Annotated in this window: 12 protein-coding genes; all 12 read left to right on the top strand. The window is 39.8% G+C overall.

Translation table 11 applies throughout. The annotated features are described in order from the left end of the window. Positions 1-190: 190 nt before the first annotated feature. The 12 genes from BMW36_RS15980 to BMW36_RS15925 all read left to right on the top strand — a co-directional run bounded on the left by BMW36_RS15980 (position 191) and on the right by BMW36_RS15925 (position 13,175). A complete protein-coding gene (locus BMW36_RS15980) occupies positions 191-1,222 on the top strand; it encodes an AimR family lysis-lysogeny pheromone receptor (protein WP_089742950.1) in 1,032 nt (343 codons plus the stop codon). Between the two features lie 380 nt (positions 1,223-1,602). Further along, positions 1,603-1,902 carry a sporulation transcriptional regulator SpoIIID gene (spoIIID, locus tag BMW36_RS15975; protein WP_089742949.1) on the top strand — a complete coding sequence of 100 codons (300 nt, stop codon included), beginning with the start codon at positions 1,603-1,605 and terminating at the stop codon, positions 1,900-1,902. Between the two features lie 253 nt (positions 1,903-2,155). Beyond that, positions 2,156-3,154 (top strand): rod shape-determining protein, encoded by a 999-nt coding sequence (gene mreB / locus BMW36_RS15970; RefSeq protein ID WP_089742947.1) that lies wholly within the window; start codon positions 2,156-2,158, stop codon positions 3,152-3,154. A gap of 67 nt (positions 3,155-3,221) precedes the next feature. Continuing rightward, positions 3,222-4,046: a flagellar hook-basal body protein gene (locus BMW36_RS15965; RefSeq protein WP_089742945.1), complete on the top strand. Its 825-nt coding sequence runs from the start codon at positions 3,222-3,224 to the stop codon at positions 4,044-4,046. A 17-nt stretch (positions 4,047-4,063) separates the two neighbouring features. Next, on the top strand, positions 4,064-4,885 hold the full coding sequence (locus tag BMW36_RS15960) for a flagellar hook-basal body protein (RefSeq protein WP_089742942.1): 822 nt from the start codon (positions 4,064-4,066) through the stop codon (positions 4,883-4,885). 25 nt (positions 4,886-4,910) lie between these two features. Then, a complete protein-coding gene (locus BMW36_RS15955) occupies positions 4,911-5,216 on the top strand; it encodes a DNA-directed RNA polymerase subunit beta (RefSeq protein WP_089742940.1) in 306 nt (101 codons plus the stop codon). Between the two features lie 117 nt (positions 5,217-5,333). Next, complete coding sequence (gene fabZ / locus BMW36_RS15950; RefSeq protein ID WP_089742938.1) at positions 5,334-5,750, top strand: 3-hydroxyacyl-ACP dehydratase FabZ; 417 nt, start codon at positions 5,334-5,336, stop codon at positions 5,748-5,750. Positions 5,751-5,848: 98 nt separating this feature from the next. After that, entirely contained in the window at positions 5,849-6,220 is a 372-nt protein-coding gene (locus BMW36_RS15945; RefSeq protein ID WP_089742935.1) for a hypothetical protein, read from the top strand. Between the two features lie 769 nt (positions 6,221-6,989). After that, entirely contained in the window at positions 6,990-7,868 is an 879-nt protein-coding gene (locus BMW36_RS15940) for a TetR/AcrR family transcriptional regulator (protein ID WP_175480497.1), read from the top strand. Next, positions 7,865-8,722, top strand: a complete 858-nt coding sequence (locus BMW36_RS15935) for an efflux RND transporter periplasmic adaptor subunit (RefSeq protein WP_089742932.1) — start codon at positions 7,865-7,867, stop codon at positions 8,720-8,722. Before BMW36_RS15940 ends, BMW36_RS15935 begins: the two co-directional genes overlap by 4 nt. A 2-nt stretch (positions 8,723-8,724) precedes the next feature. After that, positions 8,725-11,796 (top strand): efflux RND transporter permease subunit, encoded by a 3,072-nt coding sequence (locus BMW36_RS15930; RefSeq protein ID WP_089742930.1) that lies wholly within the window; start codon positions 8,725-8,727, stop codon positions 11,794-11,796. A gap of 329 nt (positions 11,797-12,125) precedes the next feature. Further along, positions 12,126-13,175, top strand: coding sequence for a glycosyltransferase family 4 protein (locus BMW36_RS15925; protein WP_089742928.1), 1,050 nt, complete (start codon positions 12,126-12,128; stop codon positions 13,173-13,175). The last annotated feature ends 262 nt before the right edge of the window (positions 13,176-13,437 follow it).

The raw sequence follows: 13,437 nt of genomic DNA, 5'->3' as shown, positions 1-13,437 counted from the left end.
CTGCCATCATATAATAATTCATCATATATTACATTCACTCCTTAGTTTTCAGAAGAATACCGTCAATTTTATCAAGAAACTGCCAATATTTGTCGATTGAGGTGACCATTTGGCGAACGATTTTCACTGAAAAGTTATTGCAATATTTCTCGAATATGAAATAATTGATAATTGTGAAAGGAGAAGGAAAATGAACGATAGAAACAGATATGATGGGATAATCGATAAATATTTAGAATCAAATTACCAATTGGAGCTTCATCAGTTTATGACAATGATTAGTCTCGAGCATGATGAAGTGAAAGTGCTGGAGCTTGTAAAGGAATTTTGTATGCACTCCGAATCCGATCTGGACCACCGGCTTGCACTGGAAATTTTTTATGTGAACGGCTGTGAAAGAGAGCTGCAAAATTTAATAGAGAAAAATAGTACAAGCGACAATGTTTTGAACCAACGTTATGCCATGTATTATCAGGTAATGACGGACATCAACAGGAAAAAGGATAAAAATGCGATCCGTGACATTGTTTCGATTCTGCCGGCGGAAAATGCAGAACTGCAATGTTTAAAGTATTTTATTGAGATGGAACTTGATATAGAGGTCAATCAGTATGACAGAATTGGCTACTACCTGAACAAATTACAACCATTGCTTCACGAGATTGAGAACCCTCTTTTAGCAACATCCTTCAACATTAGAACACACATCTTGTTATTTATCTATTATTGGAAACGCAATGAACTGATTTTAGCAAGAAGAAATGCCTATATTGTTCTACAGTACCCCCACCATTTCAGACAGAAAGCAAAACTGCATATCTATTTAGCATTTAGTTATATTTACGAAGATTTTACTTCAGCGATCTATCATATTGACGAAGCACTAGAGATTGCAAAAATGTTTGAGGATAAAAAAATGCAACGGTTCATTTCTTCATATGCTTATCCTTTTATTTGTGCACACTTTGGCAAAGTGGAAGGAGTGGACACAGATGATCCTGTGGAAAAAGCACATCTGGAAATTGCTCGAGGGAATAAAACCGGTGCGAAAGCCATCCTGGAGAGACTTTCAATTTCCACACCATTTACAAAGTATTACTTTGGACTTGTCACAAATAAGCAGCAGTATTTTATCCATTCCTATCACGAATTTATGAACAAGCGCGGGGATCACTTTTTTGCTAAGTTGCCACTAAAGGCATGTGAAATACAAGGATTTTAAGTGAGCAAGACTTACCAGAATACTTAGCGATGAAATAAAATAATATAAAAAGGAGCCAGGGATATGCCAGGAAAGTCTTACATGATAGAGAGAATAGCAGATCCGGATTTCGGCGATGTTGGTTAAAAGGGAAGGCAGGGTATTGAACCCTGCCTTCTTGCTGTTCTGCTGTAAAATCTAGGTATAATTGAACGCCTCTGCTAATACAATGGTACAAATCATGAACAATTTGTCTAAGGTGAGAATACCGGAACTTCCTGTAACTCGAGAGATTTTGTCCACTTACTTATCTTGTTCATAACTATTATTAATTTCATACAGCGAAACAGTAACTTGTCTCTGTTCACACCTTGGACTGACAACATAGGGAGGCGAGTGTAATGCATGATTATATTAGGGAACGAACACTGAAAATTGGGAAACATATCGTGGAGACGAAGAAAACAGTCAGAGTGATTGCAAAAGAATTCGGCGTATCCAAAAGTACAGTCCACAAAGATTTGACCGAAAGATTGCCTGAAATACATCCGGAATTAGCAAATGAAGTAAAGGAAATTCTTAGCCACCATAAGTCGATCAGACATTTGCGTGGTGGTGAAGCAACAAAGATGAAGTACCAGTTACATGGCAAAAAAGAACCTCCGCAAACGGAAAATACTGACCAGTTATTACTGAAATAATAATCCATTGATCCTCTCCTATTACATAACTCCGACAAAATTATCCTAATGTAACCGCCAGTTGACGAATCCCTGCAATATAAAAGTGAAATTCTTTCCTTTTTTCTACAAAATTAGTAACTAAATATTTGATTTTGTGCTATTATATATACTTAGAGGCATTGTGTTCTACTATAACAAAAATTATAATAGACGGATATTAATATATATGTACGGATACGAAGCAATTAGGAATTAGGGAGGATCTGACAACATGTTTTCAAGGGATATTGGTATTGATTTAGGTACAGCGAATGTACTTATTCATGTGAAAGGAAAAGGTATCGTACTGGACGAACCATCTGTGGTTGCGATGGACCGTAATACCGGAAAAGTGCTTGAAGTAGGAGAAGCAGCCAGAAGGATGGTTGGTCGTACACCTGGAAACATTGAAGCAATTCGTCCATTGAAAGATGGCGTTATCGCTGATTTTGATGTAACGGAAGCGATGTTAAAATATTTTATTAATAAGATTAATGTGAAAGGCTTTTTATCAAAACCAAGAATGTTAATCTGCTGCCCGACCAATATCACAAAAGTGGAACAGAAAGCAATCCGTGAAGCTGCAGAGAAATCCGGCGGGAAGAAAGTATACCTTGAAGAAGAGCCGAAAATCGCTGCAATCGGGGCAGGAATGGACATTTTTCAGCCAAGTGGAAACATGGTTGTAGATATTGGCGGCGGAACAACAGATATTGCCGTATTGTCAATGGGAGATATCGTAACAGCCCAATCAGTCAAAATGGCTGGGGATAAATTCGATGCTGAAATTCTTCAGTATGTAAAACGGAAATATAAACTTCTGATCGGTGAACGCACATCGGAAGATATTAAGATAAATGTGGCGACTGTTTTCCAAGGTAACCGTAATGAAGAAATTGATATTCGCGGTCGTGATATGGTAAGTGGTTTACCGAGAACCATTACGATTCATTCAGAAGAAGTAGAAGAAGCACTGAGAGAATCTATTGCAATTATCGTACAAAGTGCGAAAACAGTGTTAGAAAAAACTCCACCGGAACTTTCTGCAGATATTATTGACAGAGGTGTTATTTTAACTGGTGGTGGTGCTTTACTTAACGGACTTGATCAATTACTAGCGGAAGAATTGAGAGTACCGGTACTTTTAGCAGAAGAGCCGATGAGCTGTGTCGCTAAAGGAACTGGCATTATGTTAGATAATATCGATAAATTAGAAAAATCCATCGTATGATTTGATACATAAACGACAGATCGTACTTCACGGACCAATTTTTCATTGAAAATAGAGGTGTAAAATAATGTTAAGAGGATTCTATACAGCAACTACCGGGATGATGGCACAACAGAGAAAACAGGAAGTCCTGTCAAACAATATGACGAACGCTCTGACACCTGGTTATAAACAAGATCAAACAGCATTACGTGCATTCCCTGAACTGTTAATTCAACGGATGGAAAATCAGAATTTCCCTGTAAGCAATCAAAGCAAAGTAAGAACAATGACAGAAATTGGGGCAATTAATACAGGGGTATATGTACAGGAAACGATACCGGACTTTGCCCAGGGGACTTTACAAGAGACAGAGATGACAACAGACTTCGCATTAGTACAAGGTGAAACACCTGATGAAAATGGTTCCATCTTCTTCACTGTTCAAAATGGAGATGGAGAAGTGCGATATACGAGAAATGGTAATTTCACTGTCGATGGTGAAGGAAACTTAACAACAAATCAAGGATATTATGTGCTTGATGCAGCAGGTAATACCATCAATACAGACGGACTGGAATTCGAACTGACTCCGGAAGGGATGCTCCAGTTGGACGGGGCACAGATTCCGCTCGGGATTGCCTACAGCAATGATGCGAACCAGTTAATCAAGAATGGGAATGACTTACTGGAACTTGCTGAAGGAGCAGACCCGTTAGTTGACGCAAGAGCAACAGCAGGCTTACAGTTTAATGTACAGCAGGGTTATCTGGAAAATTCGAATGTGGATACATCACAGACGATGACGGCAATGATGGAAGCATACCGTGCATTTGAAGCTAACCAGAAAGTCGTCCAGGCATATGACCGAAGCTTAGATAAAGCAGTCAATGAAATAGCGAGGTTAGGTTAAGGAAGGAGGCGTAATCGATGAGCAGAATGGCAATACAGGCATCTGTTACGATGGGGCAGTTACAGCAAAAGATCGACACAATTGGAAATAACATTGCAAACCTTAATACGCATGGGTACAAAAACCGGGAAGTGAATTTTTCCTCCTTACTATCCCAGCAAATTAATGCAGAAGAAGCAAATGACCAGAGGCTCACGCCTGATGGTATCCGGGTAGGTGCCGGTGCCAGATTAGGTCATACGAATATTAATTTAAAACAAGGTTCGATTCAGAATACGGACAGGGCATTGGACGTTGCTTTACTTGATGCAAACCAGCTTTTTCAAATAAGTGTCGTTGAAAATGGAATAGAGGAAACAAGATATACAAGAGCCGGTAATTTTTATTTAAATCCGTCAGAAGTGGAAGGACAATTGATGCTTGTAACTAGTGACGGAAATCCGGTAATCGGTAATAATGGTCCGATTATGATCGCTGAGGGTATGGAAGACCTGAAGATAAATGAGAATGGCGATATTGAAGTAACACGTAATGGTGTCCAGCAGGTGGAAGGGCAGCTTTCGATCGTTGAAGCTATTCGCCCAAGGCTGCTTGAAGCAACAGGAAGCAATAATTTCCGTTTATCTGCAGAGACACTTGCCAATTATAATGAAGATGAAATTTTTGCAGCGGTAGCGCAGCAGGATGTCCAGGTAAAAGGCGGAGCGCTGGAGACTTCCAATGTAGACCTTTCAGAACAGATGACAGAGTTAATTCAGACACAGCGGGCATATCAGTTTAATGCACAAAGCATTTCGATGCATGACCAGATGCGCGGTTTAATTAATCAGTTGCGCTAGTTAATGAAGTAAGGAGCCATTTCTAATGTCTAAGGAAAATAAATCAGAAACACCAACTAATAAGCAAAATAAACGATCTGAAGCAAATAAGCGTACAGAAAAAACAGCCGAGAAAAGAAGTAAACGCCGTGAGAGAAAACAGAATAAAAAGTATGTTCGACGCTTAATTCCTGTATGGCTAAAATTGTTAATCGTTATCGTACTAAGTTTATTTGCACTTATGATTGGTCTCATTATTGGATTTAGTATTCTTGGAGATGGCCAGCCACTGGATGTCCTGCGCTTGGAAACATGGAAGCACATCATCGATTTTGTCAGGGTCGAAAAATAGTAAAAAGCCCAGCCGATTTGGTTGGGCTTTTGCTGTGGGAAAAATATAGGATTTCCCAACCCTTTTTGTTATACTTTTTCTTAGTGAGAAATAAACAAACCGGAAGGAGAAATACAAATGGATATTGAACAAATTAAAGCAACCATCCCGCACCGTTACCCATTTTTATTAGTTGATGCAATTAAAGAACAAGAGGAAAAAAGAGTTGTCGGGATAAAAAATGTGACAATCAACGAACCGTTCTTTCAAGGTCATTTCCCTGATTACCCTGTAATGCCTGGTGTATTAATTGTAGAAGCACTTGCACAGGTTGGTGCTGTAGCAATTTTAAGCAAAGAAGAAAATAAAGGTAAAATTGGATTTCTTGCTGGAATCGATAAGTGCCGTTTCAAAAGACAAGTAAAACCAGGTGATCAGCTCACATTAGAGGTTGAAATTATCCGCATTAAAGGCCCGATCGGTAAAGGGAAAGCTGTCGCAACCGTTGGATCAGAACTTGCCTGTGAAGCGGAGATCACTTTTGCTGTAAAATAACTACATACCTGAAAAATATTTTTCCTTCTTTCAAGCATATTTTGACTGAAAAGTGGCTATCCTAACGAGGAAGATATGTTGGAAAGGAGGACTTTACTATGGAATTTAAATATGTAAAATTTCTAGGTGTAATGTTTCTGTCAGTTGGTCTATTATTTGGTTGTGGTGCGAATAACGAAGAGGAACCAACAGAGGAACAAGCACCTGCAGACGAGCAAGCACCTGCAGATGAACAAGCTCCAGAGGATAACACAACTGGAGAAGATCAAGCGCCTGAAAATGGCAATACAGGAGATCAAGGCGAGACACAGCAGGAGCCTGATGGTACCACAGATAACAATGGTGAAGGATTAGGCGAAAGTGTCGAAGAAGGTATTAATGAAACAGAAGAAAATATGGAAGACGCTATAGATGGCGATCAAGAGCAAACAAACCCAGAAGAAAACACAACTGAAGAAGAAAATCAATAATGCTTAAAAAAAGCCTCCTTCCAAAGGTGGCTTTTTTTCATGATGTGACGGGTGAGAAGAGGTTGGTGGTAGTTGAGGTAAGTAATCATCAGAAGAAGTGAAGCTGCTCCGCGTTGTGAAGAATAAAAGGTGCTTAATCATCAGAAAAAGTGATGCCCACTCGCGTTATGAAGAATAAGAGGTGCTTAATCATCAGAAGAAGTGAAGCTGCCCCGCGTTATGAAGAATAAGAGGTGCTTAATCATCAGAAGAAGTGTGAAGCTGCCCCGCATTGTGAAGAATAAAAGGTGCTTAATCATCAGAAAAAGTGATGCCCACTCGCGTTATGAAGAATAAGAGGTGCTTAATCATCAGAAGAAGCGAGGTGCTCCGCGTTGTGAAGAATAAGAGGTGCTTAATCATCAGAAGAAGTGAAGCTGCCCCGCGTTGTAAAGAATAAAAGGTACTTAATCATCAGAAGAAGTGAAGCTGCCCCGCGTTGTAAAGAATAAGAGGTGCTTAATCATCAGAAGAAGTGAAGCTGCTCCGCATTGTGAAGAATAAAAGGTGCTTAATCATCACAAGAAAAGAATCCCCTCCTATCATGAAGAATAAAAACTGACGCCCTTCACACAACCCATCATCACGACCCCACACTTCCGAAAGAGCAGAATAATTGCACTCAGAAAGAATAACATGATATATTTTACCCACACTGACTGACTGGTCATTCTAAAAAAATGAAACCATTGACTGACCTTTTCGTATAAGAAAGTGGGGAATGCTTAGAATGCATGAAAAGAAGGAAAAAATCATTGGAATTAGTATGAAATTATTTGCTGAAAAGGGATATCACGCAACCTCCATCCAGGAGATTGTACAAAAAGCAAATGTATCAAAGGGGGCTTTCTATCTTTATTTTCAATCAAAGGATGATTTATTAATTGCGATTTTTGAATATTATACGAAGACGGTTTTTGACAAATTAGCCAAAGTAAGCGAAGGAATAACGGATCCGTATGAACAATTAGAAAAGCAGGTAACGGAATTATTTACACTGTTTCGCGATCATAAAGAATATCTGCTCGTCCACTTCCGGGAAAATATCAATATTGGAGAAAAACTGGACAATTTGATTTTTCAGTTAAACAAACAAGGCTTTGAGTGGATACAAACCAGATTAACTGCCATATATGGTGAAAAACTGAACGATCATATTGTTGATGTTGCGATTCACTTCGATGGAATCATGAACAGTTATTTTAAATGGATTGCATTACATAGGATGACGTTTGATCCGGAAACTGTTGCGAAAACACTGATTAAAAGGATGGACATTCTGATTCAAACGATTCTGACAGAAGGAAATCCGCCATTATTTACAATAAAAGATATGAAATACTATACCAAAGATTCCAAAACAAAAATGGAAAAATTATTCGAGCATCTCTCAATCAAAATAGATGAGCTGAAAGTAAACCAAAGCGAAAAGGCTCAATTATTTGACGCCATTGCAGTGATAAAGGAAGAAGCAGTAAAAGAAGCACCGAAAAAAATCATTCTGAAATCGATGCTCGATCATTTATGTGAATATGAAGAATTAAGCCAGCCATGCGAACATTTAAGTGAAGAATTATTAGAAAAAGATGGAGAGGGGACAAACGAATGAAACGATTAATACTAATATTGTTGTTTACTGTTGTTACATTAGTTGCATGTTCAGAAAACAATGCAGAGAAAGAAACTGTCGAACAGATCACGTCTGTCGAGGTTGGTGAAGTAACAGAAGGAAATTTGGAAATGACCCGAACTTTTTACGGAAGAACGATGCCTAATCAGACCATTCCGGTTTTGCCGCCAGTTGCTGGTGAAGTAACGGAATTAGTCGTGGCGAATGGTGATAAAGTCGAAGAAGGTGATAAACTGGCTACAATCCAGAGCCCGCAAGGAAATATCAACATTGAAGCAACAGCTGATGGGACGATTACACAGCTATCCGCATCAGAAGGTTCCATTGTGTCCAACCAGGAACCATTTGCGGTCATCATTGATCTGGAACAATTAACAGTTCAGCTGCAAGTTCCTGATGTACAGCTTGGTTTATTTAAAAAAGGCGAGCAGGTTGTGCTGAATATGAAAAGCGCAGAAGAAGAAACACATGAAGCAACAATTGAATATGTTGCAAATAGTGCAAATGAGTCCGGTTTATTTTCGATAGACCTGTCCTTCGATAATGCCACAACTCACTATAATGCAGGTGTGATTGCAACCGTCCATTTAGAAGAGACAGTTGTAGAGAATGCGACATTAATCCCGACATCTGCACTTGTAGAGTCAGATGATGAAACATATGTGTATACAATCGAAAATGACCAGGCGAAAAAAATCCAGGTAACGGTTCAGGCAACACAATCTGAAACAACTGCCGTAAAAGCAGAGCTGACAAAAGGTGAGCAGGTTATTACAAGTGGCCATTTAACATTAACAGATGGCAGTAAAATTGAAGTAATAGGGGAGGAATAATCATGAAGATTGTCAATACATCGGTGAAACGCCCGGTTGGTGTCATCATGATTGTTCTTGCGATTATTGCTATGGGTGTCATCTCCGTAAGAAACTTAGCAATCGACCTCTTCCCTGAAATTGATTTGCCAATTGCCGTTGTCGCTACGAGTTATCCGGATGCCGCACCAGCTGAAGTAGAAAACTTAGTATCTGCCCCTGTCGAAGGTGCACTAAGTTCGATTGAAGGGGTAGAGACGATCCAGTCACAGTCACAGTCAGGTTCATCTCTTGTCATCATTATGTTTCAAAACGGAACGAACCTCGATAATGCCCTTTTAGAAGTGAGAGAAAGTGTGGATCAGGTGAAATCATTTTTACCAGAAGGGGCAAATGATCCAAGTGTGTTACGTTTTAATCCAAATCAAATGCCAATCATGTGGGTTGGTTTAACAGGCAGTGATATTGCCAAATTGCAAAATTTAGCAGAAGACCGTATTCAGCCGTATTTCGAGCGGCAGGGTGGTGTTGCTTCCGTAAATATTGAGGGTGGAGAGGACAGAATCATTGACCTTGAACTGGATCGCTCAGCAATGAATCAATATGGCGTCAGCCCGCAGTTAATCCAGCAGGCCCTCGGCGGAGCTAACCAGTCCGCATCTGCAGGTTCGATTGAAAAAGGAGATAAAGATTTACAACTGAGAATTGATGGTTCGTATGATTCGGTTGAGGATATTTCGAACAGCATCATCACAACACCACAGGGTGCAAAAATTAAAGTACAGGATATCGCAACAGTAAAAGATACATTTCAGAAAAACGGAACATCCCTTGTTAATAATGAAGAAGCAGTCGTATTAAGCATCTTAAAACAGTCAGATGGCAATACAGTCGAAGTATCTGACAATATTATTGCAGCAATGGATGACCTCCAAGAGGATCTGCCATCTGATGTCCAGCTTGAATTAGTTGTAGATACATCCCAATTTATTAAGCAGTCGATTAATTCAGTAATCCAGAACATGATCTTCGGCGGGATTTTTGCATTGCTTGTTCTGCTGCTTTTCCTGAAAAGTTTCCGTGCAACCATTGTTATTGGTGTATCGATTCCAATCGCGATTATTTCGACATTTGTCCTGCTGTATTTTACTGGCGAGACACTGAACATTTTAACAATGGGTGGACTCGCGCTCGGTATCGGGATGATGGTCGACAGTTCGATCGTTATTTTAGAAAATATAGTCTCATATAGGCAAAAGGGCTATTCATTAAAAGAAGCAGCAACAAAAGGTGCGTCAGAATTAGCACCAGCAGTAATAGCGTCAACGACAACTACATTGGTAGTATTCCTGCCAATCGTGTTTGTGGAAGGTATCGCATCCGAATTATTCACACCGCTTGCGCTTACCATTTCTTTCTCACTGATCGCATCACTCGTTGTAGCCGTAACATTAGTACCGATGCTATCTTCCAAACTTTTATCGAAAATGGCGGAAAATAGTGGCAGAAGGTACTGGTTTGACCGGTTTCTTAATCGGGTAACAAATGGATATGCGAAAATATTGGCGAAAGCATTAAAGCTCCGTAAAACAACGATTGCTGTCACAATAGCTGCAATCATCGGAAGTGTCTGTCTCGTTCCGTTTATCGGAACAGCGTTTATTCCTGAAGGAGATCAAGGGCAAATAAGTATCTCAGTGGAAACACCAACAGGCACTTCAGAAGAAAAGACATTAGAAATAACAGATAAGGTAAATGAAAAATTAGCGGAGTACGATAATGTGATTGATGTCAGCTATGTAACAGTCGGCAGTGGTGATCCATCCTCTGCTATGATGACAGGATCTTCAAGCGGCTCCTACACACTGCAGCTAGTCCCTGCAGACGAGCGGGCAAAATCGACAACAGAGCTTGTTCAGGAATTAGATAAAGAATTGGCATCTATCGCAGGAGCCGAAATTACGGTAAGTGAAATGGGTTCAGGCGGGGTAAGTTCAGGAGACCCCATCCAGATCCAGATTTCCGGTCCGGAACTTGATGTGCTGGAAGAATTGGCAGATCAGGTATTAACAGCAATAGAAGATGTAGATGGTGTGTATAATCCAACCACATCTGTTTCAGAAACCCAGCCGGAAATGAATATCATCGTCAATCGCGAACTGGCAGCACAGTATGGTCTAACCTATCAGGAAGTAATGAGCCAGGTTCAATTAGGCTTCACAAGTCAAACAGTCATGCAATACCGTGAAGCAGGTGATGAAATTAACGTAAGACTCATTTATCCGGAAGATGAAAGATCCACTATTAATGACCTGGAAAATCTGCTCATTCAGAATCAGCAGGGAACTCAGGTGCCCTTGCTGACAATTGCGGATTTTGAACAAGAACAAAGTGCTGCAACCATCACGAGAAATAATCAGCAGCGTCAGGTGAATGTCACTTCAGATTATGTGAACAGAGACCTTGGCAGTGTGACAGAAGATATAGAAAATGTATTAGATAGCATGCAATTTCCAAGTGATGAATATACGTATACTATTGGCGGTCAAGCAGAAGATATGATGGAGGCATTCGCTGATTTAGGGCTTGCACTTATCTTGTCGATTTTCTTAGTATATGCAGTAATGGCCGTTCAATTCGAGAATTTCCTGTATCCATTAATTATTATGTTCTCCATGCCGGCAACAGCAGTCGGAGTATTTGGCGGACTGTTCATTACAGGTCAGCCATTATCGATTACTGCATTCATTGGGGTGATTATGCTCGCAGGGATTGTTGTAAACAATGCGATTGTGTTAGTGGATTATATTAACATTCTGCGCGGACGCGGAATCGACCGGCATGAGGCGATCATGGAAGCAGGCAAGACTAGACTAAGGCCGATTTTAATGACAACATTAACGACCATTTTGGCAATGGTACCACTAGCACTCGGTTACGGGGAAGGTGCAGAAACACAGCAGCCAATGGCAATCACCGTTATTTTCGGTTTATCTGTTTCCAGTTTATTCACATTAGTCCTGATCCCTGTTATTTACACGTACTTTGACAACTTATCTGAAAGAATTAAAAGAATTTTTGCGAAAAAAGCATAACCGGCAACTTTCATTATTTACCATAAGTATTGCTAGACTAGGTGGGTATCCTATTAATAATCCACCTAGTCAAAATCCCAATATTATTCCTATAAATAATTTTTCAAATGGAAAATGAGAGCTTTCTTAGGAAGTTTCGGTTTGTTTCTTTTTAAAAAAATTTTCATTTTAGTTATATCGGACTGTTGATATTTATAGTATTGTTATATATAATGAATCAGAGGTTTGTGCACGCTGATTTTAACAATAAAGAGAATACTATATTTAGCAGTAAATAGAATAATAGAGGTTCAAGAAGTACTTGAACACGCGAATAATAGGAGGAACATATGGGATTTTTAGCGTTAGCCGTAACTTTTTTAGTAGCGGTAGTCATTACACCACTTGTTATTAAGCTTGCTATTCGTATCGGTGCTGTCGATCAGCCGAATGAACGAAAAGTGCATACGAAAGTAATGCCAAGACTAGGTGGATTAGCTATTGTATTTAGTTTCTTTCTCGGATTCCTTATCTTTACACCTAACGGCGAGCAGGCTTGGCCGATTATCGTCGGCGGTTTAATCATCACAATCGTTGGATTTTTAGATGATTTATTCCAATTACCAGCCAAAGTGAAATTACTGGGCCAGGTAATGGCAGCAGTTGTCACAGTAGCTGGCGGAATTCAAATGGACTTCATCATGGTCCCTTTTGGTGACAGAATAGAATTTGGTTATTTAACAATACCAATTACAATAATCTGGATTATCGGTATCACAAATGCAGTTAACTTAATCGACGGTTTAGACGGTTTAGCTGCAGGTGTATCTTCCATCGTATTGGCAACAATCTCCGGAATGGCATTAATGATGGGGAACACATTCGTTGCATTCGTTGCTTTCTTACTACTTGGAAGTACATTAGGATTTTTAGTATACAACTTTAACCCTGCCAAAATATTCATGGGTGATACAGGCTCATTATTCCTTGGCTACATGATCAGTGTCCTGTCAATCATGGGGTTATTCAAAAACGTGACATTCTTCTCCATTATGGTACCAATCATCGTTCTAGGTGTACCAATTCTGGATACAATGCTCGCAATCATTCGCCGGGCTATACAGCGTAAGCCATTAATGGCACCGGACAAATATCATTTACACCATTGCCTAATCCGCTTAGGCTTCTCGCATAAAGAAACAGTCATCTTCATTTATGCACTAAGCTGCCTGTTCAGTGCAGCAGCAATTATCTTTACAAGATCTACCGTTTGGGGATCTGGTATCACATTATTCCTGCTACTAATCTTAGTCGAAATCATCATAGAAGTAACAGGATTAATCAGTGAAAAATACCGCCCACTACTATCATTAGTGGATAATATGAAAAAACGTTCTTAAGAACAAAAGCTTGTAATCATCTTTCGGTGATTGCAGGCTTTTTTAATGTTTGAGTGACCAGAACGAAATCTCCTCATGCAACCCCAGAGATTTGGTTGTGAAGCCGCAATCAGGACGAAATCTTCTCATGCAACCCCAAAGATTTGGTTGTGAAGCCGTGATCAGGACGATATCTCCTCATGCAATCCCAGAGATTTGGTTGTGAAGCCGCGGTCAGGACGAAATCTTCTCTTGCAACGACTGAGATTTGGTTGTGAACCTG

Origin of the sequence: Gracilibacillus ureilyticus, assembly GCF_900111195.1 — a bacterium.
In the GTDB taxonomy this organism is placed as follows: domain Bacteria; phylum Bacillota; class Bacilli; order Bacillales; family Amphibacillaceae; genus Gracilibacillus; species Gracilibacillus ureilyticus.
The sequence above is the reverse complement of the archived record's forward strand: the minus strand, read 5'-3'. Positions and strand labels throughout refer to the sequence as shown.